General features: G+C 71.0%; 20 protein-coding genes. 7 read left to right on the top strand and 13 right to left on the bottom strand.

Annotated features, from left to right (window positions below):
• Positions 1 to 7: 7 nt before the first annotated feature.
• Positions 8 to 1,444, bottom strand: a complete 1,437-nt coding sequence (gene pyk / locus OG885_RS33380) for a pyruvate kinase (protein ID WP_405737954.1) — start codon at positions 1,442 to 1,444, stop codon at positions 8 to 10.
• Between the two features lie 101 nt (positions 1,445 to 1,545).
• Positions 1,546 to 2,262 (bottom strand): SIMPL domain-containing protein, encoded by a 717-nt coding sequence (locus tag OG885_RS33375; RefSeq protein WP_405737953.1) that lies wholly within the window; start codon positions 2,260 to 2,262, stop codon positions 1,546 to 1,548.
• Between the two features lie 150 nt (positions 2,263 to 2,412).
• On the opposite strand from OG885_RS33375, the gene OG885_RS33370 reads away from it, so the two are divergent.
• Entirely contained in the window at positions 2,413 to 4,218 is a 1,806-nt protein-coding gene (locus tag OG885_RS33370) for a bifunctional metallophosphatase/5'-nucleotidase (protein ID WP_405737952.1), read from the top strand.
• A gap of 65 nt (positions 4,219 to 4,283) precedes the next feature.
• Here OG885_RS33370 and OG885_RS33365 read toward each other — a convergent pair whose 3' ends face one another.
• The 6 genes from OG885_RS33365 to OG885_RS33340 all read right to left on the bottom strand — a co-directional run bounded on the left by OG885_RS33365 (position 4,284) and on the right by OG885_RS33340 (position 11,766).
• Positions 4,284 to 5,717 carry a lysine N(6)-hydroxylase/L-ornithine N(5)-oxygenase family protein gene (locus tag OG885_RS33365; RefSeq protein ID WP_405737951.1) on the bottom strand — a complete coding sequence of 478 codons (1,434 nt, stop codon included), beginning with the start codon at positions 5,715 to 5,717 and terminating at the stop codon, positions 4,284 to 4,286.
• On the bottom strand, positions 5,714 to 7,120 hold the full coding sequence (locus tag OG885_RS33360; RefSeq protein WP_405737950.1) for a pyridoxal phosphate-dependent decarboxylase family protein: 1,407 nt from the start codon (positions 7,118 to 7,120) through the stop codon (positions 5,714 to 5,716). Before OG885_RS33360 ends, OG885_RS33365 begins: the two co-directional genes overlap by 4 nt.
• Positions 7,121 to 7,265: 145 nt before the next feature.
• Positions 7,266 to 9,761 carry an aminopeptidase N gene (gene pepN, locus OG885_RS33355; protein ID WP_405737949.1) on the bottom strand — a complete coding sequence of 832 codons (2,496 nt, stop codon included), beginning with the start codon at positions 9,759 to 9,761 and terminating at the stop codon, positions 7,266 to 7,268.
• A 56-nt stretch (positions 9,762 to 9,817) separates the two neighbouring features.
• Positions 9,818 to 10,369, bottom strand: coding sequence for a two-component system response regulator (locus OG885_RS33350; protein WP_405737948.1), 552 nt, complete (start codon positions 10,367 to 10,369; stop codon positions 9,818 to 9,820).
• 141 nt (positions 10,370 to 10,510) lie between these two features.
• Positions 10,511 to 10,861, bottom strand: a complete 351-nt coding sequence (locus OG885_RS33345) for a chorismate mutase (RefSeq protein ID WP_405737947.1) — start codon at positions 10,859 to 10,861, stop codon at positions 10,511 to 10,513.
• Positions 10,862 to 10,872: 11 nt separating this feature from the next.
• On the bottom strand, positions 10,873 to 11,766 hold the full coding sequence (locus tag OG885_RS33340) for a helix-turn-helix domain-containing protein (RefSeq protein WP_405737946.1): 894 nt from the start codon (positions 11,764 to 11,766) through the stop codon (positions 10,873 to 10,875).
• Between the two features lie 125 nt (positions 11,767 to 11,891).
• Between OG885_RS33340 and OG885_RS33335 the strand changes: the two genes are divergently transcribed.
• The gene (locus OG885_RS33335; RefSeq protein ID WP_405737945.1) at positions 11,892 to 13,625 is read left to right on the top strand and encodes a glycoside hydrolase family 35 protein; all 1,734 of its coding nucleotides are present in this window, start codon (positions 11,892 to 11,894) and stop codon (positions 13,623 to 13,625) included.
• Between the two features lie 45 nt (positions 13,626 to 13,670).
• Positions 13,671 to 14,549 carry a hypothetical protein gene (locus OG885_RS33330; protein WP_405737944.1) on the top strand — a complete coding sequence of 293 codons (879 nt, stop codon included), beginning with the start codon at positions 13,671 to 13,673 and terminating at the stop codon, positions 14,547 to 14,549.
• A gap of 49 nt (positions 14,550 to 14,598) precedes the next feature.
• Here OG885_RS33330 and OG885_RS33325 read toward each other — a convergent pair whose 3' ends face one another.
• Positions 14,599 to 15,504 carry an SDR family oxidoreductase gene (locus OG885_RS33325; protein WP_405737943.1) on the bottom strand — a complete coding sequence of 302 codons (906 nt, stop codon included), beginning with the start codon at positions 15,502 to 15,504 and terminating at the stop codon, positions 14,599 to 14,601.
• A gap of 1 nt (position 15,505) precedes the next feature.
• Complete coding sequence (locus OG885_RS33320; protein WP_405737942.1) at positions 15,506 to 16,246, bottom strand: SDR family oxidoreductase; 741 nt, start codon at positions 16,244 to 16,246, stop codon at positions 15,506 to 15,508.
• Between the two features lie 54 nt (positions 16,247 to 16,300).
• On the opposite strand from OG885_RS33320, the gene OG885_RS33315 reads away from it, so the two are divergent.
• Genes OG885_RS33315 through OG885_RS33300 form a run of 4 tightly spaced genes read left to right on the top strand, consistent with a single transcriptional unit; the run spans position 16,301 to position 19,643 of the window.
• Positions 16,301 to 17,059 (top strand): enoyl-CoA hydratase family protein, encoded by a 759-nt coding sequence (locus tag OG885_RS33315; protein ID WP_405737941.1) that lies wholly within the window; start codon positions 16,301 to 16,303, stop codon positions 17,057 to 17,059.
• A complete protein-coding gene (locus OG885_RS33310; protein WP_405737940.1) occupies positions 17,060 to 17,866 on the top strand; it encodes a CoA transferase subunit A in 807 nt (268 codons plus the stop codon).
• Positions 17,863 to 18,594 (top strand): CoA-transferase subunit beta, encoded by a 732-nt coding sequence (locus tag OG885_RS33305; protein WP_405737939.1) that lies wholly within the window; start codon positions 17,863 to 17,865, stop codon positions 18,592 to 18,594. Before OG885_RS33310 ends, OG885_RS33305 begins: the two co-directional genes overlap by 4 nt.
• Entirely contained in the window at positions 18,594 to 19,643 is a 1,050-nt protein-coding gene (locus OG885_RS33300) for an NAD(P)H-dependent flavin oxidoreductase (protein ID WP_405737938.1), read from the top strand. Before OG885_RS33305 ends, OG885_RS33300 begins: the two co-directional genes overlap by 1 nt.
• Here OG885_RS33300 and OG885_RS33295 read toward each other — a convergent pair.
• From OG885_RS33295 to OG885_RS33285, 3 genes are read right to left on the bottom strand one after another with little or no spacing between them, the layout of a single operon-like run.
• The gene (locus OG885_RS33295; protein WP_405737937.1) at positions 19,627 to 20,784 is read right to left on the bottom strand and encodes an acetyl-CoA C-acetyltransferase; all 1,158 of its coding nucleotides are present in this window, start codon (positions 20,782 to 20,784) and stop codon (positions 19,627 to 19,629) included. The genes OG885_RS33300 and OG885_RS33295 overlap by 17 nt on opposite strands.
• Before the next feature lie 23 nt (positions 20,785 to 20,807).
• The gene (locus OG885_RS33290) at positions 20,808 to 21,422 is read right to left on the bottom strand and encodes a TetR/AcrR family transcriptional regulator (RefSeq protein ID WP_405737936.1); all 615 of its coding nucleotides are present in this window, start codon (positions 21,420 to 21,422) and stop codon (positions 20,808 to 20,810) included.
• A gap of 15 nt (positions 21,423 to 21,437) precedes the next feature.
• Positions 21,438 to 22,223, bottom strand: a complete 786-nt coding sequence (locus OG885_RS33285; protein WP_405737935.1) for an SDR family oxidoreductase — start codon at positions 22,221 to 22,223, stop codon at positions 21,438 to 21,440.
• Between the last annotated feature and the right edge of the window lie 42 nt (positions 22,224 to 22,265).

The following is a 22,265-nucleotide window of genomic DNA, read 5'->3' as shown; positions in this document are numbered from 1 at the left end:
CCCAGCCCTACTTGGGACTGTCATCCTCCCCCACATGATGCACCCGGACCAGGTTCGTCGACCCCGCAACCCCCGGCGGCGAACCAGCCGTGATCACCACCACGTCCCCCTTCGCGCACCGCCCATACTTCAGCAGCAGCTCATCCACCTGATCGACCATCGCATCCGTCGACTCAACCCGCGGCCCCAGAAACGTCTCCACACCCCACGTCAGACTCAACTGCGACCGAGTAGCCGCCTCCGGAGTAAACGCCAACAGCGGGATCGGCGACCGGTACCGGGACAACCGCCGCGCCGTGTCCCCGGATTGAGTGAACGCCACCAAGAACTTGGCGCCCAGGAAGTCGCCCATCTCCGCCGCCGCCCGGGCCACCGCTCCGCCCTGCGTACGGGGCTTGTTCCGCTCAGTCAGCGGCGGCAGGCCCTTCGCGAGGATGTCCTCCTCCGCCGCCTCCACGATCCGTGCCATCGTCCGGACCGTCTCCACCGCGTACTTGCCGACGCTCGTCTCGCCCGACAGCATCACCGCGTCCGTGCCGTCGATGACCGCGTTGGCGACATCGGACGCCTCCGCCCTCGTCGGACGCGAATTGTCGATCATCGAGTCCAGCATCTGCGTGGCGACGATCACCGGCTTGGCGTTGCGCTTCGCCAGCTTGATCGCGCGCTTCTGGACGATCGGGACCTGTTCCAGGGGCATTTCGACGCCCAGGTCACCCCGCGCCACCATGATCCCGTCGAAGGCGGCCACGATGTCGTCGATCGCGTCCACCGCCTGCGGCTTCTCCACCTTGGCGATGACGGGCAGCCGGCGGCCCTCCTCGTCCATGATGCGGTGGACGTCCTCGATGTCCCGGCCGGAGCGGACGAAGGAGAGGGCGATGACGTCGAAGCCGGTGCGCAGCGCCCAGCGCAGGTCCGCTTCGTCCTTCTCCGAGAGCGCGGGGACCGAGACCGCCACGCCCGGGAGGTTCAGGCCCTTGTGGTCGGAGACCATGCCGCCTTCGATGACGGTGGTGTGGACGAGCGGGCCGTCGACCTCCGTGACCTCCAGGCACACCTTGCCGTCGTCGACGAGGATGCGCTCCCCCGGTGTCACGTCCTCCGCGAGGCCGGCGTACGTCGTCCCGCACTGCCCCTGGTTGCCCTCCGCACCCTCCTCCACCGTGATGGTGAAGGCGTCGCCGCGTTCAAGGAGTACGGGGCCTTCGGCGAAGCGGCCGAGGCGGATCTTCGGGCCCTGAAGGTCGGCGAGGAGGCCGACGCTGTGGCCGGTTTCGTCGGAGGCCTTGCGGACGCGCTGGTAGCGCTCCTCGTGTTCGGCGTGGCCGCCGTGGCTGAGGTTGAAGCGGGCTACGTCCATTCCGGCGTCGACCAGGGCTTTGATCTGGTCGTATGTGTCGGTGGCGGGGCCCAGGGTGCAGACGATTTTGGCTCGGCGCATGGTTCGACCTTAGGGCTTACCGGCGGGTAGAGAATTGGCGAGGCATGACCGCCCAACAACCTTTCGGTGAAGGGGTGTTGACAAGTTTTGAAGTGTGCGGCTCATAGCCGTGGCGGGTGCATGGTGAAGCGGGCGTTGACCTGGGCGTAGACGCGTTGGCGTTGGGGTTCGAGGTCGAGGGGGGCTGCGGCGGTGTCTTCCGCGGCGGCGTAGGACATGGAGCGCATGCGGCCGCCGGGTGCGGCGGGGGTGAGGGGCTGGGCGTTCTCCGCGCCGATGTCGGCGAGCTCCACCAGGGCCGCGAGCGTCGTACCCAGTGCTTCCGCGTACTCCTGTGCCCGCTGTACCGCTTCTCGTACCGCCTGTTGGCGTGCGTTGCGGTAGGCGGGTGAGTTGAGGCGCAGGGCCCACCAGGGGCCGTCCACGTGGGTGAGGTCCAAGTCGGCGATGCGGGTGGTGAGTTCACCCAGGGCTGTGAAGTCCGTCAGTTCCGCGGTGATGCGGACGCGGCCGTGGTAGGCGTGGATGCGCTCTCCTCGGCCCTTCTCCTTGAGTTCGGGGGTGATGGAGAAGGATCCCGTCTCCAGCTTTTCCACCGCGTCGCCGTAGGTCTTGATGAGGTCGAGGACGGTGGTGTTGCGGCGGGTGAGGTCGTCGAGGGCGGTGCGGCGGTCTTTGCCGCGGGCGGCGACGGTGACGCCGATGCGGGCGATCTCGGGGTCGACTTCGAGGTGGGCTTCGCCGCGGACGGCGATGCGGGGGGCGTCGGGGGTGCCGTAGGGCACGGCCGGTGAGGAGTCGGCGGTGGGTGTGGTCATACGACCCACTCTGTCACTTCTTGACTGGTTGGCGGGGGTTGAAGTGACGGCTTCGGTCACCAGATCGAAACCTCTGGGGTCTATTGCCGTTCGGCATGCGCGGGTCAGAATCTACGCGCGTTGTTGACCGTTCCCCGAGGAGATCGAGACATGCCGTTGAACCGCAGGAAGTTCCTGGAGAAGTCCGCCGTGACCGGGGCCGGGGTCGCGCTGGCGAGTGCCGTGGGGGCTCCTGCGGCGCAGGCGTCGGAGGCCGGGAAGGGGAAGAAGCCGGCGAAGCGGTACTCCCTGACGGTGATGGGCACGACGGACCTGCACGGGCACGTCTTCAACTGGGACTACTTCAAGAACGCCGAGTACACGGACGCCAAGGGCAACGCGCAGGGCCTGTCGCGTATCTCGACGCTGGTGAACCAGGTCCGTGCGGAGAAGGGGCGGTGCAACACGCTGCTGCTCGACGCGGGCGACACGATCCAGGGCACTCCGCTGACGTACTACTACGCGAAGGTCGACCCGATCACGGCGCCCGGTGGTCCTGTTCACCCGATGGCCGCCGCCATGAACGCCATCGGGTATGACGCCGTCGCGCTGGGCAACCACGAGTTCAACTACGGCATCGAGACGCTGCGGAAGTTCGAGTCGCAGTGTCACTTCCCGCTGCTCGGTGCGAACGCGCTGGACGCGAAGACCCTCAAGCCGGCCTTCCCGCCGTACTTCATCAAGAAGTTCCATGTGGCGGGTGGGCCGCCGGTCAAGGTGGCGGTCCTCGGGCTCACCAACCCTGGTATCGCGATCTGGGACAAGGCGTATGTCGAGGGCAAGTTGACGTTCCCGGGTCTGGAGGAGCAGGCGGCGAAGTGGGTGCCGAAGGTGCGGTCGATGGGTGCGGACGTGGTGATCGTGTCGGCGCACTCCGGGTCGTCCGGTACGTCCTCCTACGGCGACCAGCTTCCCTACGTGGAGAACTCGGCCGCGCTCGTCGCGCAGCAGGTGCCCGGTATCGACGCGATTCTCGTCGGGCACGCGCATGTGGAGATTCCGGAGCTGAAGGTCACGAACACGGCGACGGGTAAGACCGTTGTCCTGTCGGAGCCGTTGGCGTATGCGGAGCGGCTGTCGCTGTTCGACATCGAGTTGGTCTTCGAGAAGGGGAAGTGGACGGTCGAGTCGGTGGCCGCCTCGGTGCTCAACTCGGCCTCCGTCGCGGACGACCCGAAGATCACGAAGCTGCTGAAGGACGATCACGACGTCGTCGTGGAGTACGTCAACCAGGTCGTCGGTACGGCGACGCAGACGTTGACGACGGTCGAGGCGCGGTACAAGGACGCTCCGATCATCGATCTGATCACGAAGGTCCAGGAGGATGTCGTCAAGGCGGCGCTGGCCTCCACCGAGTACGCCTCGCTGCCGGTCATCGCGCAGGCGTCGCCGTTCTCGCGGACGTCGGAGATTCCCGCGGGGGAGGTGACGATCCGGGATCTGTCGAGCCTGTACGTGTACGACAACACGCTGGTCGCGAAGTTGCTGACGGGTGCGCAGCTCAAGGCGTACCTGGAGTATTCGGCGGAGTACTTCGTGCAGACGGCGGCGGACGCGGTGGTGGATGTCGAGAAGCTGACGAACGCCAACAACCGGCCGGACTACAACTACGACTATGTGTCGGGTCTTTCGTACGACATCGACATCGCGCAGGCGGCGGGTTCGCGGATCAAGAACCTCACGTACAACGGTGCGGCGTTGGACGACGCGCAGCGGTTCGTGTTCGCGGTGAACAACTACCGTGCCAATGGCGGCGGTGCGTTCCCGCATGTGGCGTCGGCGACGGAGGTGTGGTCGGAGTCGACGGAGATCCGTACGCGGATCGCGGAGTGGGTGACGGCGAAGGGTGTGCTGGACCCGGCCGATTTCGCGTCGGTGGACTGGAAGTTGACGCGGAACGGTACGCCGGTGTTCTAGCCGGTACTGGCGCGTTGGACTCGTCGCGGACCCGGCCTTGAGGCGGTACGGGTCCGCGACGTCTTTTATCGGGCGTCCGTCAGGGGGGTGAGGCGGGTGGCGACCGGGGCCTGGCGGGCCTGGGGGATCTGGGCCGTCTGCTCAAGTCCGAAGGTGGTGAAGGCGGTTCGGGTGGGCAGGGGGTAGGGGTCCTTGCCGGTCACGGTGTTGAGGATGGTGGCGCTGCGCCAGGCGGCGAGGCCGAGGTCGGGGGTGCCGACGCCGTGGGTGTGGCGTTCGGCGTTCTGGACGTAGAGGGAGCCGGTGACGGCGGGGTCCATGGCAAGCCTGAACTGTTCGTCGACGCGCGGGCGGTCGCGGCTGTCGCGGCGCAGATAGGGGTCGAGGCCGGCGAGGATGCGGTCGAGGGGGCGTTCGCGGTAGCCGGTGGCGAGGACGACGGCGTCGGTGGTGAGGCGGGAGCGGGTGTTCTGCTCGGTGTGTTCGAGGTGGAGTTCGACCTTGGTGGTGGCGACGCGGCCGGCGGTGCGGACGCGGACGCCGGGGGTGAGGACGGCGTCGGGCCAGCCGCCGTGCAGGGTGCGCCGGTAGAGCTCGTCGTGGATGGCGGCGATGGTGTCGCTGTCGATGCCTTTGTGGAGCTGCCACTGCGAGGTGACGAGGCGGTCGCGGACGCCTTCGGCGAGGCCGTGGAAGTAGCGGGTGTAGTCGGGGGTGAAGTGTTCCAGGCCGAGCTTGGAGTACTCCATGGGCGCGAACGCCTCGGTGCGGCCGAGCCAGTGCAGGCCCTCGCGGCCGGTGGGGCGGTCCCGCAGCAGGTCGAGGAAGATCTCGGCGCCGGACTGTCCGAGGCCGATGACGGTGACGTGTTCGGCTGAGGCGAGGGACTCGCGGTGGGCGAGGTAGTCGGCGGCGTGGATGACGGGCACGCCGGTGGCCTCGACGAGGGGCTTGAGGGGTTCGGGGATGTAGGGCTCGGTGCCGACCCCGAGGACGATGTTCCTGGTGTAGGAGCGGCCGAGGGCCTCGGCCTCGCCGTCCGCGTCGAGCTGGGTGAAGTCGACCTCGAAGACGTCGCGTTCGGGGTTCCAGCGGACGGCGTCGACCTGGTGGCCGAAGTGGAGTCCGGGGAGGTTCCCGGCGACCCAGCGGCAGTAGGCGTCGTACTCGGCGCGCTGGATGTGGAAGCGCTCGGCGAAGTAGAACGGGAAGAGCCGGTCGCGGGCCTTGAGGTAGTTGAGGAAGGTCCAGGGGCTGGCGGGGTCGGCGAGGGTCACCAGGTCGGCGAGGAAGGGGACTTGGATGCGGGCGCCGTCGATGAGCAGACCCGGATGCCAGTCGAAGGCGGGGTGCTGTTCATAGAAGACGGTGTCGAGTTCGGTGAGGGGCTGGGCGAGGGCGGCGAGGGAGAGGTTGAAGGGGCCGATGCCGATGCCGACCAGGTCGCGGGGTGCGTCGGGCTCGTGGGGGTGGGGCGGGGTGGGGGTGGGGGCGCTCATCGGGGGGTGGTTCCTTCCACGAGGTGTTCGACGAGTTTCAGCAGGGCGGCCAGGTCGCCGGGCCGGGTGTGGGGGTTGAGGAGGGTGGCCTTGAGCCAGAGCCGGCCGTCGAGGCGGGTCCGGCCGAGGACGGCGCGGCCGGTGGTGAGGAGCTGTCGGCGGGTGGTGGCGATGGCGTCGTCGGTCGCGTGTGCCGGGCGGAACAGGACCGTGCTGATGGTGGGGCGGTCGTAGAGCTCGAAGCCGGGGTGTGTGTCGAGGAGTTCCGCGAACTCGCGTGCCCGGTCGCAGACTTGGTCGACGAGGGCGCCGAGTCCTGTCCGTCCCAGGGTCTTCAGGGTCACGGCGATCTTGAGGACGTCGGGGCGGCGGCTGGTGCGCAGGGAGCGGCCGAGGAGGTCGGGGAGGCCGGCTTCGGTGTCGTCGTCGGCGTTGAGGTAGTCGGCGTGGTGGTGGAGCGGGGTGAGGTCTTGGGGGTCCTTGACCGCGAGGATCCCGGCGGCGACGGGCTGCCAGCCGAGTTTGTGCAGGTCGAGGGTGACGGTGCCGGCGGCGCTGAGGCCGGTGAGCTTGGCTCGGTGCCGGGTGCTGAAGAGGAGGCCTCCGCCGTATGCCGCGTCGATGTGGAGGCGGGCGCGGTGTGCTTCGCAGACGGCGGCGATCTCGGGGAGGGGGTCGATGAGGCCGGCGTCTGTGGTGCCTGCGGTGGCGGCGACCAGGTGGGGGCCGGGGAGTTCGGTGAGGGCGGCGTCCAGGGCTGCGGGGTCCATCGTCCCTGCGGGGGCGGGGACGGTTACTGGTTCGGGTAGGCCCAGGAGCCATGCGCTGCGGGGCAGTGAGTGGTGGGCGTTGGTTCCGCAGATCAGGCGGACGTTGGCGCCCAGGGACTCTCTGGCCAGGAGAAGAGCTACTTGGTTGGATTCGGTGCCACCTGTTGTGACCAAGGCTGCGGGTGTGTGGGGGCTGGTCGCGCAGTTCCCCGCGCCCCTGGGGAGCTGACCGTAAACCTCGTTGGCAAGTGCCCTGGTCACCAGTGCCTCAAGCTCGGAGGCTGCCGGCGCCTGGTCCCATGAGTCCAAGGACGGGTTGAGGACCGACACCGCCAAGTCTGCTGCCGCTGCCACCGCCAAGGGCGGGCAGTGCAGGTGCGCCGCGCACAGTGGGTCCGCCGGGTCCGCCGAGCCCTCCGTCAGTGCTCGCACGAGGTGTCGTAGGGCCTCCGGGTCGCCCTCCTGCGGGAGTACGTCCCCCACTGCCGCCCGTAGTCGTGTCGCGACCGCCTCCGGTCCTCCCCCGGGCAGCGGCCCCCCGCGCGCCCGTGTGCCCTCCCGCAGGGCGTCCAGGACCGTGTCGAGGAGGGGGCGCAGGGCGTCGGGGGCTGACGCGAGCGGTGGGGTGGTCATGGTGGGTCCTCCCGGGCGCGCTCGGCTGAGGGAGTTCCAGCTTGTACGCGGATGCGTGCTCGCGCCCGAAAAGCCCAACGATCGAAACCCGAAAGGGGGTACGTCCGTACGGGTGGGGTCCCGCCCGCTGGGGGACCCCGGTGGGTTACGCCTGCCTCACCCGCAACGCCCGTCCCAGATCATCCAGTTGGTCGGCGAGTTTGCGGCGCAGTGCCGGAATGGGCTCGGCGTCGCTCAGGCACCGCTCTCCGAAACGGAGCGTCTCCGCGTCGACGGCGTGGGCCGGGAAGGCCCAGCGGCCTGCGGCGTCGGCGATGGCGGGGCCGCGGCGGGCGGCGAGGGTGACGGCGTCCTCGAAGAAACGGGGGACGTAGTCGCGGACGAGGTCGGCCTGTTCGGGCTGCCAGAAGCCCTGGGCGTTGGCGATGAAGAGGTAGTTGGAGAGGTCGTCGTGCGTGAACATCGCCTCCCATGCCTTGGCCTTGGCGTCCGCGTCGGGCAGGGCGGCGCGACAGCGGGTGGCGCCTTCCTGGCCGGTGGCGGAGGGGTCGCGGGCGAGTTCGGCGGCGATGGCGGCCTCGTCGGTGGCGCCGAGCACGGCGAGGCGGGCGAGGACGCGCCAGCGCAGTTCGGGGTCGAGTTCGGGGCCGCCGGGGACGGTGCCGTCGGCGAGCCAGGCGGCGATGGTGTCGGGGTGGGCGGCGACGTCGATGAAGTGGCGTACGGCGATGAGGCGCAGGCCGGGGTTGTCGCCGTCCTCGGTGCGGCGGATGAGGTCGCGGCACAGGGAGGTGAGGGTGGCCAGGGCCGCCGGGCGTTCCTCGGGGGTGACGTAGCGGTCGGCGATCTGGACGGAGGCGAAGGCGAGGACGCCCTGGACGAGGGCGAGGTCGGTCTCGTGCGGGAGGTGGGCGCGGGCGGCTTCCAGGTAGGCGGCGGGCGGGAGTTCGCCGTCGCGGACGGAGTCGCGCAGGGCGTTCCAGACGACGGCCCGGGTCAGCGGGGAGGGCAGTCCGGACAGGCTCGCGGTGACCGTCTTGAAGGACTCGGCGTCGAAGCGGACCTTGGCGTAGGTGAGGTCGCTGTCGTTGAGGAGCAGGAGGGCGGGGCGCTTGCCGATGGGCAGCGGGCCGTCGGTCTGCGGGACGTCGAGGTCGAGGCGCTCGCGCAGGACGAGGTGGCGGCCTTCGTCGGCGACGTCCTGGTCGTAGAGGCCGACGGCGATGCGGTGGGGGCGGCTGCCGTCGTGTTCGACCCGGAGGGCGTAGGTGCCTTCGTCGCCGGGGGTGACCACAGCGGTGAGGGTGTCGACGCCGGTGGTGCGCAGCCAGGTGTCGGCCCAGGCGTGGACATCGCGTTCGGTGCCGCCGGCGAGGGAGTCGATGAAGTCGGCGAGGGTGGCGTTGGCGAACTTGTGCCGGGCGAAGTGGGTGTTGATGCCGGCGAGGAAGTCCTTCTCGCCGAGCCAGGTCACCAGTTGCCGCAGTGCGGAGGCGCCCTTGGCGTAGGAGATGCCGTCGAAGTTGAGCATCGCGGAGGCGGTGTCGGGCACGAGCTCGGGGTCGGGGGCGACGGGGTGGGTGGAGGGGCGCTGGTCGGCGTCGTAGCCCCAGGCCTTGCGGACGACGCCGAAGTCGGTCCAGGTGTCGGTGAAGCGGGTGGCCTCGGTGAGGGTCTGGTAGCCCATGTACTCGGCGAAGGACTCGTTGAGCCAGATGTCGTCCCACCAGCGCAGGGTGACGAGGTCGCCGAACCACATGTGGGCCATCTCGTGGGCGATGACCATGGCGCGGGTCTGGCGTTCGGTGTCGGTGACGGCGGACCGGTAGATGAACTCGTCGCGGAAGGTGACGAGTCCGGGGTTCTCCATGGCGCCGGCGTTGAACTCGGGGACGAACGCCTGGTCGTAGGAGTCGAAGGGGTAGGGCTCCTCGAACTTCTCGTGGTAGCGGTCGAAGCACTGCTTGGTGATGTCGAGGAGTTCGTCGGCGTCCGCGTCGAGGTAGGGGGCGAGCGAGCGGCGGCAGTGGAGGCCGAAGGGCAGGCCGCGGTGTTCGGTGGTGACCGAGTGGTAGGGGCCGGCGGCGACGGCGACGAGGTAGGTGGAGATCAGCGGGGTGGGTGTGGCCTGCCAGCGGCCCTCTCCGAGGTGTTCGGTGCGGCCGTTGGCGAGGACGCTCCAGCCGGCGGGGGCCGTGACGGTGAGTTCGAAGACGGCCTTGAGGTCGGGCTGGTCGAAGACGGGGAAGACGCGCTGGGCGTCGTCCATGCACAGGTTCGAGTAGACGTAGGTCTCGCCGTCGGTGGGGTCGGTGAAGCGGTGCATGCCCTCGCCGGTGCGGGAGTAGCGCATGCTCGCCTCGACGCGGAGTTCGTGGTCGCCGGCGGTGAGGTTCGTCAGGGGCAGGCGGTTGCCGTCGAGGGTCTCGGGGTCGAGGGGCTGTCCGTCGAGGGTGACGGAGCGTAGTTCGGCGGGCTTGACCTCGATGAAGGTGTCCGCGTCCGTGCGCGCGGTGAAGCGGATGACGGTCTTCGAGTCGAAGGTGTCGTCGCCGGTGGTGAGATCGAGGTCGATCGTGTACCGGTGGACGTCGAGGAGGGTGGCACGGGTCTGCGCTTCGTCGCGCGTCAGTACGGACATGCACGACATGCTGCCTGATGGTGCGGGTACGGCACAGGGGCGGATCGGTACGCGCCCTATGTCCGGTCCTGTTCGAGGTTGCCGGTGTGCGCCCCTTGTGCGCGTTGCAGCGGGACGCGGGGGTCCGGGTGGGACAGGGTGGGGCGGGAGAGGCGGCCGGCCGGTTCGGGGCCGTCCTTGACGAGGGCGCGCAGGGCGCGGATCTCCTCTTCGAGGGCGAGGCGGCGGCGGTGGGCGTCGAAGAGGTAGCGGACCTTGGTGCGCAGGGCCCAGGGGTCGATGGGTTTCATGATGAGGTCGGCGACGCCGAGGCCGAAGGCGGTGGCGGTGAGTTCCTGGTCGGGGCCGAAGCCGGTGAGCAGGACGACGGGGATGTGCTGGGTCTGTTCGACGCGGCGCATGTAGCGGACGACGTCGAGGCCGCTGACGCCGGGCATGCGGACGTCGAGGAGGAGCAGGCCGACCTGGCCGCGAAGGACCTGCTTGAGCGCCTCGTCGCCGCTGGTGGCCCGGCCGAGCCGGTAGCCGAGCGGGGCCAGGGCGCTCTCCAGCGCGTACAGCGTGTCCTCGTGGTCGTCGACGATGAGGATCTTGGCATCCGAGGGCATGGCCCGACGTCCCTCCCGCATGGGACAACCAGCTTATGTCCGAGGCGCTGACCGTGTGTGCCCGCCAGCTGACGAGGAGTGCACAGCGCAGCATGCCCCCGCGGGGGGTGTTCTGTCACGCCCTGGAGGCGTCTTGCGAGGTCAGTTCGCTGTGGGCGTGGTGCCGTTGACGGTGTCGTCGGCGATGCGCTCGTGGTGGCGGATCACCTCGGCGATGATGAAATTGAGGAACTTCTCAGCGAAGGCCGGGTCGAGTTTGGCGTTCTCGGCGAGGTTGCGCAGCCGTTCGATCTGGCGGGCCTCGCGGGCCGGGTCGGCGGGCGGCAGCTGGTGTTCGGCCTTGAGGTGGCCGACCTGCTGGGTCGCCTTGAAGCGTTCGGCGAGCATGTGGACGACGGCCGCGTCGATGTTGTCGATGCTGTCGCGCAGCCGGGCGAGTTCCTCGCGCACGGCGGGGTCGACGTCACCGGTACCGGGGTTGCTGGTGGTCATGAGCGTCCACCCTACGGTGCCCCGGTGGCGGGGATGATCGGCGGATCCTCCGGGTCGGGTACCTGGTCGCTCCAGCCGCCGGGGACGACGCGGCCCTGTTGGGCGCGGAAGCGGACGGGCGGGGTGCCGACGCGGCGGGTGAACAGGCGGGAGAAGTAGGCGGGGTCGTCGTAGCCGACGCGGCGGGCGACGGCGGCGACGGGGAGTTCGGTGGTGGCGAGGAGTTCCTTGGCGTGGCCGAGGCGGATGCCGAGGAGGTAGTCCTTGGGGCTGCATCCGGCGCCGCGGCGGACGGCGGTGCGCAGTTCGGCGGGGGTCATGCCGTGCCGGGTGGCGTGGTCGGCGACGGTCATCGGCTTGAAGGCGTCGCGGGCGAGGCTCTTGAGGACCTGGTCGCCGTCGGGGGTGAGGTCGGCGCGGGCGCGGCGCAGGGCGACGAGGAGTTCGTGGACGGCGGCGCCGGTCTCGACTTCGAGGAGGGGGTTGTCGCGGCGGGCGGCGCGGGCCATGCGGCCGATGACGGCGCGTGGTCCGGAGGCGTCGGAGAGGGGGACGACGGGGCGGTCGGGTTCGATGTAGCCGAGTTCGGTGTAGGAGGCGGTGGCGGGGCCGGTGAAGTCGACGAAGCCCTCGTCCCAGCCGGTGTCCGGGTCGGGTGCGTAGTGGTGCGGGACGCCGGGGGTGAGCCAGAGCAGGGCGGGCGCGGTGACGGTGGTGCGGCGGCCGTCGGGGTGGTCGTACCAGCCGTGGCCGGTGCTGATGACGACGGCGACGTGGTGGTCCAGGACGCGGGGGCCGACGGTGGGCAGGGCTCCGTACTGGAGGCCGACGCCGAGGCAGACCAGGCCCAGGCGGTGGTGGGCGGGGCCGGGCGTGAAGAACCGCATCCAGGTGTGGTACGTCATCGGGTCCCTCCCTTCGGTCCAAGTCCCCCGTCGGTGCTTCGATCCTGCCCTGCCGGTCCTTCGGTCCAAGCCCCGTCGATCTTTGTCCATGGACCGTGATCGGCGCCAGAGGTGAGGGTGGGCGCATGAGCGAGTTCACGGTCGGCGACGACGACTTTCTGCTGGACGGCCGGCCTGTGCGGCTGCTGTCCGGCGCGCTGCACTACTTCCGGGTGCACGAGGCGCAGTGGGGGCACCGGCTGGCGATGCTGCGGGCGATGGGCCTGAACTGTGTGGAGACGTACGTCCCGTGGAACCTGCACGAGCCGCGGCCCGGGGTGTACGAGGATGTGGCGGCCCTCGGCCGGTTCCTGGACGCGGCCCGGGAGGCGGGGCTGTGGGCGATCGTGCGTCCTGGCCCGTACATCTGCGCCGAGTGGGAGAACGGCGGGCTGCCGCACTGGCTGGCGGGGCGGGCGCGGACGAGCGAGGCGGTGTATCTGGGGCAGGTGGAGCGCTGGTTCGGCCGGCTGCTGCCGGAGATCGTGACGCGGCAGGCCGACCGGGGCGGCCCGGTGATCATGGTGCAGGTGGAGAACGAGTACGGCAGCTACGGCTCGGACGCGGAGTATCTGCGCCGGCTGGCGGCTCTCCTGCGCACCCAGGGCGTCACCGTCCCGCTGTTCACCTCGGACGGTCCCGAGGACCACATGCTGACGGGCGGCTCGGTCCCCGGGGTCCTGGCCACGGTCAACTTCGGCTCCCAGGCCCGCGAGGCCTTCGCGACCCTGCGCCGGCATCGTCCCTCCGGGCCGCTGATGTGCATGGAGTTCTGGTGCGGCTGGTTCGACCACTGGGGCGCCGAACATGTCGTACGGGATCCGGCGGACGCGGCGGCGGCGCTGCGGGAGATCCTGGAGTGCGGCGCGTCCGTGAACCTGTACATGGCGCACGGCGGCACGAGTTTCGCGGGCTGGGCGGGTGCGAACCGGGGTGGCGGCGACCTGCACGACGGTGTGCTGGAGCCGGATGTGACGTCGTACGACTACGACGCCCCGATCGACGAGTTCGGGCACCCGACGGAGAAGTTCTGGCTCTTCCGTGAGGTGCTGGCGCGGTACGCGGACGGCCCCCTGCCCGAACTTCCTTCGCTGCCCCCGCAGTTGGCCGAGCGGGCGGAGGCGGACCTCACGGCGTGGGCGCCCCTGACGGAGGTGCTGGAGACGCTGGGCGGGCCGGAGTCGGTGACCGCGGTCCCGCCCACCTTCGAGGAACTGGACGTGGACCGGGGGCTGGTGCGTTACGAGGTGACCGTGCCGGGGCCGCGGCAGCCGTACCCGTTCCTGGCGCGCGGGCTGCGGGACCTGGCGGTGGTGTACGTCGACGGGGAGCGGGCCGGGGTGCTGACGGAGCAGGACGAGCGGCTGAGGGAGCCGGTCGCCGGGCACGCGCGCGTGGAGCTGTGGGTGGAGTCCCTGGGCCGGGTCAACTACGGTCCGCGCGGCGGGGAGGCCAAGGGGATCACCGGCGGGCTGCTGCACGAGCGGCAGTATCTGCACGGGGTACGCGCGCGTGGGCTGCGGCTGGACGCGCTGGACGACATCGGGGACGTACCGCTGCGGAACCGACCCGCGGACGGCTCCCCCGGCCTCTACCGAGGGACGCTCGACGTCAGCGGGCCCGGGGACGCGCTGCTGGAGCTGCCGGGCTGGGTCCGCGGCTTCGTGTGGATCAACGGGTTCAATCTGGGCCGCTACTGGTCCGTGGGCCCGCAGCGGTCGCTCTACGTGCCCGGCCCGGTACTGCGGGAAGGGGTCAACGACGTGTGGGTCCTCGAACTGGAGCGGGCGGCGTCGGCGCCGTACGTCAGGCGGCGATGACCTCGTAGAGTGGAAGCGGGTTCTCGGCGTCTTGGGGGTAAGGGCGTGGCGAACGACGGGCCGGTCGAGCACGGGTATCCGCATCTGGAGACGGTGCGGGCCGCGATCACCGCGCTGTGGAAACGGCTGTCGTACGACACCGTCCAGACCTTCGCGACCAGCGTGGCCCCGGCCGACGTGGCGTTCTGCGACACGGACGATCTCCATCTGGGCGCGCAGCGGGTGGCGCGTGAGATGGTGCGGCACTATCGGCTGCCCGACGCCCGGATGATCGTCGGCTTCCGCGAGATGACCCATGCGGCGAACGTGGAACTCGCCGCCGGGCCCGAGTACTTCATCGAGCTCAACGACCGGTTCCGGACGCATCGGCGGGACATCGGGGCGGCGCTGGCGCACGAGGTGATGCATGTGTATCTGCACCGTCTCGGGCTGTCCTTCCCGGGCACGCGGGACAACGAGATCCTCACGGACACGGCGGCGACGTACCTGGGTGCGGGGTGGCTGCTCCTTGACGCCTATCGGGAGGACTCCGCGTCCTCGCAGAAGCTCGGGTATCTGACGCCGGAGGAGTTCGGGTACGTGCTGGCCAAGCGGTCGCTGGTGTTCGGCGAGGATCCGTCGGTCTGGTTCACCAGCCCGCAGGGCTACACCGCGTACGGCAAGGGGATGGCCCGGGCGCGGGAGGACGAGCAGCAGCCGCCGTTGACCGCGGCGGGGTGGGCGGGGCGACGGCGGTACGCGCGCGAGCGGAAGCAGGCGGCCACCGCTCCGGCCGGGGTGCCGTACGCGTTCAGTGCGGACGGGGGCGGGCTGCGGGTGTCCTTCCCCTGTCCGACCTGCCACCAGAAGATCCGGGTGCCGGTGCGGGGGCGGATGCGGGCGCGGTGCGGGGTGTGCCGGACGGTGCTGGAGTGCGACACGTGACCGTACCGCCCGCCGGGGCAGCGCCGGCCGCAGCGCACGAATCCGCGTCCTACGCTCCGTAGACGGCTCCGGGTTCCTCCGCGCGCGCCAGCAACTTCCGTACGGTGTCCCCGACTTCGTCCGGAGCCCAGCGCTCTCCCTTGTCGGCGCTCGGGCCGGGGCGCCACCCTTCCATGACGGTGACCCGGCCGCCCTCCGTCTCGAAGACCCGCCCGGTCACGCCCTCGCTCGCCGCCGAGCCCAGCCAGACGACGAGCGGCGAGACGTTCCCGGGCGCCATCGCGTCGAACCCGGCGGCGGGCGCCGCCATCGTCTCGGCGAACGTGCGTTCCGTCATCCGGGTCCGGGCCGCGGGCGCGATGGCGTTGACCTGGACGCCGTAGCGGGCGAGTTCGGCGGCGGCGACCAGCGTCAGCCCCACGATCCCGGCCTTGGCGGCGCTGTAGTTGCCCTGCCCCAGTGAGCCCAACAGGCCTGCCCCGCTGCTGGTGTTGACGACCCGGGCGGCCGGCGTACGACCCGCTTTCGTCTCGGCCCGCCAGTGCGCCGCCGCGTGCTTCAGCGGGAGGAAGTGGCCCTTGAGGTGGACGCGCAGCACCGCGTCCCAGTCGTCCTCGTCGAGGTTCACCAGCATCCGGTCACGCAGGAAACCCGCGTTGTTGACCAGGGTGTCGAGGCGGCCGTACATGTCGAGGGCGGCCGCGATCAGGGAGGCCGCCCCCTCGGTCGTCGCGATGTCTCCCCCGTGCGCGACCGCCTGACCGCCCGCGCCCCGGATCTCGTCCACGACCTGCGCGGCCGGGCTGTCGGCGGCGGGCCTGCCGTCGAGGCCGACCCCGAGGTCGTTGACGACGACCCGCGCCCCCTGGGCCGCGAAGGCGAGGGCGTGCGCGCGGCCGAGCCCACGGCCCGCTCCGGTGACGACGACCACGCGCCCCGCACAGATACCGCTCATCTCACGTCTCCCTGTTGGCAGTTGCGGCGTCCAGGAACAGCGGCCGCTCCCCGCCCCCGTGGACCAGGAGCGAGGCCCCGCTGAGGTAGCCGGCAGCGTCGGAGGCGAGGAAGACGGCCGCGCCGCCGACGTCGGACGGCTCGGCCAGGCGGCCCAGCGGGACCGTGCGCGCGACCGCGGTGATCGCCTCCTCGCCGCCGTAGTGCAGATGGGCGAGTTCGGTGCGGACCATGCCGACGACCAGGGTGTTGACCCGGACGTCCGGCGCCCACTCCACGGCCATCGAGCGGGCGAGGTTCTCCAGTCCCGCCTTCGCCGCCCCGTACGCCGCCGAGCCGGGCGAGGGGCGGCTGCCGCTGACGCTGCCGACCATGACGACGGAGCCCTTGGCGCGCTTGAGGTGGTCGTAGGCGGCGAGGGAGACGGTCAGCGGGGCGAGGAGGTTGAGCTCGATCACGCGCGCGTGCCGTGCCGTGTCCGCGTCGGCCAGCAGCCGGTAGGGGCCGCCGCCCGCGTTGTTGACGAGGACGTCGACGCGGGGCAGCCCGGTGAAGAAGGCGTGCACGGCGTCGTGGTCACGGACGTCGAGGGGCCTGAACTCGGCCCCCTTGAGAGGCACTTCGGGCGGGCGGCGGGCGCAGACCACGACCTCGGCGCCCGCCTCGGCGAAGGAGCGTGCGATGCCGGCGCCCACGCCCCGGGTGCCGCCCGTGACGACGGCGACCCTCCCCTTCAGCTCCATTCGCCGCTACCCTCCACCTAACAAACGTTTGGTGGAAAGGTAGCTGATGCTTCCATGGGTGTCTCCACCTCGTCCCAGGAAAAAGGGATGCGAGAAAGAGGGATTCGGGTCGTCACGGTCGACTTCCCGCCGGTGAACGCCCTTCCGGTGGACGGCTGGTACGCGCTGGCCGACGCCGTGCGCGCCGCGGGGCGTGATCCGGCCACGCGCTGTGTGGTGCTGGCCGCCGAGGGGCGGGGGTTCAACGCGGGCGTCGACATCAAGGAGCTCCAGGCGCGGGGCCCGGACGCCCTGGTCGGGGTCAACCGCGGCTGTTTCGAGGCGTTCTCGGCGGTGTACGAGTGCGCGGTGCCGGTGGTGGCGGCCGTGCAGGGGTTCTGCCTCGGGGGCGGGATCGGGCTGGTGGGCAACGCGGACGTGATCGTGGCGAGTGAGGACGCCTCCTTCGGGCTGCCCGAGCTGGACCGGGGAGCCCTGGGCGCCGCCACGCATCTGGCCCGCCTCGTCCCCCAGCACCTGATGCGCGCCCTGTACTTCACCTCCCGCACGATCACCGCGGCCGAGCTGCACGCGCACGGCTCGGTGTGGGCGGTCGTACCGCGCACGGAACTGCTCGACGCCGCCCTGGAGTTGGCGGGCGAGATCGCCGCCAAGGACGGGGAGCTGCTGCGGCTGGCGAAGGCCGCCATCAACGGCATCGACCCGGTCGACGTGCGCCGCAGCTACCGCTTCGAGCAGGGGTTCACCTTCGAGGCGAGCGTGAGCGGGGTCGCCGACCGGGTGCGGAGCAGCTTCGGGAAGGGTGGTTCCTAGGTGACCGACAAGACCATGACCGCCGACGAGGCCGTCTCCCGGCTGGAGAGCGGCATGACCCTCGGCATCGGCGGCTGGGGTTCGCGCCGCAAGCCGATGGCGCTGGTGAGAGCACTGCTCCGCACGGAGATCACCGATCTCACCGTCGTCTCCTACGGCGGCCCCGACGTCGGCATGCTCGCCGCCGCCGGACGCCTGCGCGCACTCGTCGCCCCCTTCGTCACCCTCGACTCGATCCCCCTCGAACCCCACTACCGCGCGGCCCGCGAGCGCGGCGCCCTCACGCTGACGGAGATCGACGAGGCGATGTTCATGTGGGGTCTGCGCGCGGCCGCCAACCGCCTGCCGTTCCTGCCGGTGCGGGCCGGCCTCGGCTCGGACGTCATGCGGGTCAACCCCGGTCTGCGGACGGTGACTTCGCCGTACGACGACGGCGAGACCTTCGTCGCCATGCCCGCCCTGCGCCTGGACGCGGCCCTGGTCCACGTCAACCGCGCCGACCGGCTGGGCAACGGACAGTGCCTGGGCCCCGACCCGTACTTCGACGACCTGTTCTGCGAGGCGGCGGAGAAGGCGTACGTCTCGTGCGAACGGGTCGTGGACACGGCCGAGTTGACGAAGGAGGGGCCGCCCCAGTCGCTGCTCCTCAAACGGCACACGGTGACCGGAGTCGTCGAGGCACCGGGCGGAGCCCACTTCACCTCCTGCGCCCCCGACTACGGCCGCGACGAGGTGGCCCAGCGGGAGTACGCGACCACACCCTGGCCGGAGTTCGCCGAGCGGTACCTCGACGGGAGGACGACATGACCGCGACCCGCGCCGAGTACTGCGTGATCGCCTGCGCCGAGGCCTGGCGTGACGCGGGCGAGATCCTCGCCAGCCCCATGGGCCTGATCCCCTCCCTGGGCGCCCGGCTGGCCCGCCTCACCTTCGCACCCGACCTGCTGCTGACCGACGGCGAGGCGATGCTGGTCCGCCCGGACGGCACCGTCGAGGGCTGGCTGCCGTACCGGCAGCATCTGGCCCTGGTCACCGGCGGGCGACGGCACGTGATGATGGGCGCGAGCCAGATCGACCGGTACGGCAACCAGAACATCTCCTGCATCGGTGACTGGGAGCAGCCCAGACGGCAGCTCCTCGGGGTGCGGGGCGCACCGGTCAACACCCTGAACAACCCGACCAGTTACTGGGTGCCCCGGCACTCCCGGCGGGTCTTCGTGGAGAAGGTCGACATGGTGTGCGGGGTGGGGTACGACCACATCGGGTACGACCATGGCGCCGGGGCCCGCTTCCACCGCATCCCCCGGGTCGTCTCCGACCTCGGCGTCCTCGACTTCGCGACGCCGGACCACTCGATGCGGCTGGCGTCGCTGCATCCCGGGGTGAGCGTCGAGGAGGTGGCCGAGGCCACCGGCTTCCCGCTGAGCGTCCCGGCCGACGTGCCGTACACCCGCGAACCGACCGCTCAGGAACTGACGTTGATCCGTGAGGTGCTCGACCCCGCCGGCGCCCGCGCCAGAGAGGTCGCCGCCTGATGGACACGGCACTCACCCGGCTCGTCGGCATCCGCCACCCGGTCGTGCAGACCGGGATGGGCTGGGTGGCGGGCCCCCGTCTGGTGTCGGCCGCGGCGAACGCGGGCGCGCTCGGCATCCTGGCCTCGGCGACGATGACCCCGGACCGGCTGCGCCGGGCGATCCGCGAGGTCAGGTCCCGTACGGACGCCCCCTTCGGCGTGAATCTGCGGGCGGACGCGGCGGACGCCGGGGAGCGGGTGTCGATCATGCTCGAAGAGGGCGTGCGGGTGGCGTCGTTCGCGCTGGCCCCCTCCCCCGAGCTGATCGCCCGGCTCAAGGCGGCGGACGTCGTGGTCATCCCCTCCGTCGGGGCCCGCCGCCATGCCGAGAAGGTCGCGGCCTGGGGCGCGGACGCGGTGATCGTGCAGGGCGGGGAGGGCGGCGGCCACACCGGCGAGGTGGCGACGACCGTGCTGCTGCCCCAGGTGGTCGACGCGGTGGACATCCCGGTCGTGGCGGCGGGCGGCTTCTTCGACGGGCGGGGGCTGGTCGCGGCCCTGTCGTACGGGGCGGCGGGCGTGGCGATGGGCACGCGGTTCCTGCTGACGTCGGACTCGACGGTGCCGGACGCGGTGAAGCGGCGCTATCTCGCGGCGACCGTCAGGGATGTGACGGTGACCCGCGCGGTGGACGGGCTGCCGCACCGGATGCTCCGCACGGAGCTGGTGGACTCCCTGGAGCGGTCGGGCCGTTCACGGCGGCTGCTGCACGCGGTGCGCAGGGCGGCCGGCTTCCGCGCGCTGTCCGGGCTCACCTGGCGCCGGATGCTGCGCGACGGCCTCGCCATGAAGCACGGCAAGGACCTCACCTGGAGCCAGGTGCTGCTCGCCGCCAACACGCCGATGCTGCTCAGGTCGGCGATGGTGGACGGGCGTACGGATCTCGGCGTGATGGCCTCGGGGCAGGTCGCCGGGGTGATCGACGACCTGCCGTCGTGCGCGGAGCTGGTGGAACGGATCATGAAGGAGGCCGACGAGACCCTTCAGGCCCTCAGAGCCGCTCGATGATCGTCACGTTCGCCTGTCCGCCGCCCTCGCACATCGTCTGGAGTCCGAACCGCCCGCCGGTGCGCTCCAGTTCATGCAGCAGGGTCGTCATCAGCTTCACCCCCGTGGCCCCCAGCGGATGCCCCAGCGCGATCGCGCCGCCGTTGACGTTGACCTTCTCCGGATCGGCCCCCGTCTCCTTCAGCCAGGCCAGCACCACCGGCGCGAAGGCCTCGTTGATCTCGACGAGGTCGATGGCGCCGATGGACAGGCCCGTCTTCTTCAGGGCGTGGGCGGTGGCCGGGATGGGCGCGGTGAGCATGCGGATGGGGTCCTCGCCGCGCACGGAGAGGTGGTGCACGCGCGCGCGGGGCGTGAGCCCGTGTTCCCGTACCGCCCGCTCGGAGGCCAGCAGCATGGCGGCGGCGCCGTCGGAGACCTGGGAGGAGCAGGCGGCGGTGACGGTGCCGCCGTCGATGACCGGCTTCAGCCCGGCCATCTTCTCCAGTGAGGTGTCCCGGCGCGGCCCCTCGTCTACGCCCACGTCCCCGTGGGCCACGGTCTCCCGCGCGAAGCGGCCCTCGTCGATCGCCCGTACCGCCCGCTGGTGGGAGCGCAGCGCGAACTCCTCCTGGTCCTGCCGGCTGATCCCCCACTTGGCGGCGATCATCTCGGCGCCGGCGAACTGGTTCACCGGCTTGCCCGGATACCGCGCCTGCCAGCCCACGCTGCCCGCGAAGGGCCCCTGGGTGAGGCCGAGGGGCTCGGCGGCCTGGCGGGTGGCGAAGGCGATCGGGATCATCGACATGTTCTGCACCCCGCCGGCGACGACCAGGTCCTGCGTCCCGGACAGCACGCCCTGCGCCGCGAAGTGCACGGCCTGCTGGGAGGAGCCGCACTGGCGGTCCACGGTCACGCCCGGCACCTCCTCGGGCAGCCCGGCGGCCAGCCACGCGGTCCGCGCGATGTCCCCGGCCTGCGGCCCCACCGCGTCCAGGCAGCCGAAGACGACGTCCTCGACGGCCCCCGGGTCCACCCCCGCCCGCGCGACGAGCTCCTTCAGGACATGCGCTCCCAGGTCGGCCGGGTGGACCGCGCTCAGTCCTCCCCCGCGCCGCCCGACGGGCGTCCGCACCGCTTCGACGATGTAGGCCTCGGCCATGACAACTCCCTGCCAGATAGGGGTTATTCGCGTACGGCGATCCCGTCCAGCACCATCGACAGGTACTGCCGGGCGATCTCCTCCGGGCTGTGCTGTCCGCCGGGCCGGTACCAGGACGCGGCGACCCAGACGGTGTCGCGGACGAAGCGGTAGGCGAGCCGCATGTCGAGGTCGGCCCGGAAGACCCCGGCGGCGACCCCGCGCTCCAGCGTGGACAGCCACGCCTTCTCGAACCTGCGCTGCGACGCGGCGAGGAAGCCGAACCGCTCCTGTGCGACGAGCTGCTTGCTCTCCTTCTGGTAGATCGCGACGGCGGCGCGGTGCCGGTCGATCTCCCGGAACGACTCGGTGACGAGGGCCTCAAGCGTCTCGCGCGGGTCCAGCTCGGCCTCCAGGACGGTGTCGTAACCGGCCCAGAGCTCGTCGAGGAAGGTCCGCAGGATCTCCTCCAGCATCGACTCCTTGGAGTCGAAGTGGTAGTAGAGGCTGCCCGCGAGCATGCCCGCGTGGTCCGCGATCTTGCGGACGGTGGTGGCGTTGTAGCCCTGCTCGGCGAAGACCTCGGCGGCGGTGTCGAGGAGTTCGCGGCGCCGGGCGGGCGCGGCGGGGGTCACCTGGGGCTTTTTCTTGGTCGGCACGACATCATTCTGGCCCTAGGGGTGCCGGCTGCTGACGGCGACGACCTCGCCCGTCATGTACGACGAGTAGCCGGACGCCAGGAACACGATCACGTTGGCCACCTCCCAGGGCTCCGCGTACCGCCCGAACGCCTCCCGCGCGGTCAGCTCCCGCAACAGCTCGGGGGTGGTCACCTTCGCCAGGTGCGGATGCATGGCGAGACTCGGGGCCACCGCGTTGACGCGCACCCCGAACTCGGCCGCCTCGATCGCCGCGCACCGGGTCAGCGCCATGACCCCCGCCTTCGCCGCCGCGTAGTGCGCCTGCCCTGCCTGGGCCCGCCAGCCCACGACGGAGGAGTTGTTGACGATGACACCGCCCCCGCTCTCCCGCATCCGCCGCAGGGCGGCCCGGGTGCACCGGAAGGTGCCGTTGAGGGTGACGTCGAGGACCCGGGACCACTGCTCGTCGGACATGTCGACAAGGTCCGAAGTCCCGCCGAGCCCCGCGTTGTTGACCACCACATCGAGCCGGCCGTGCTCCCGCACCGCGGCCTCGAACAACGCCGTCACCTGCGTCTCGTCGGTGACATCGCACGGTACGGAGGCCACGGCACCCGGGAACTCACCGGCCAGCCGGGCCTCGTACTCCTTGAGCCGGCGCACATGGGTGTCGCTGACGATCACGCGCGCGCCTTCCTCCAGGAAGCGCCGCGTGGTCGCCCCGCCGATGCCCGCGCCCGCGGCGGCGGTGATGACGGCGGTGCGCCCTGCCAGCAGCCCGTGCCCCGGCTCGTAGGCCGGACTCTCGACGCCTGTCATAGGGGCACGCTAACCTACCAAACACTTGTTAGGGAAGGTCGG

Source organism: Streptomyces sp. NBC_00028 (assembly GCF_045041065.1).
In the GTDB taxonomy this organism is placed as follows: domain Bacteria; phylum Actinomycetota; class Actinomycetes; order Streptomycetales; family Streptomycetaceae; genus Streptomyces.
The sequence above is the reverse complement of the archived record's forward strand: the minus strand, read 5'-3'. Positions and strand labels throughout refer to the sequence as shown.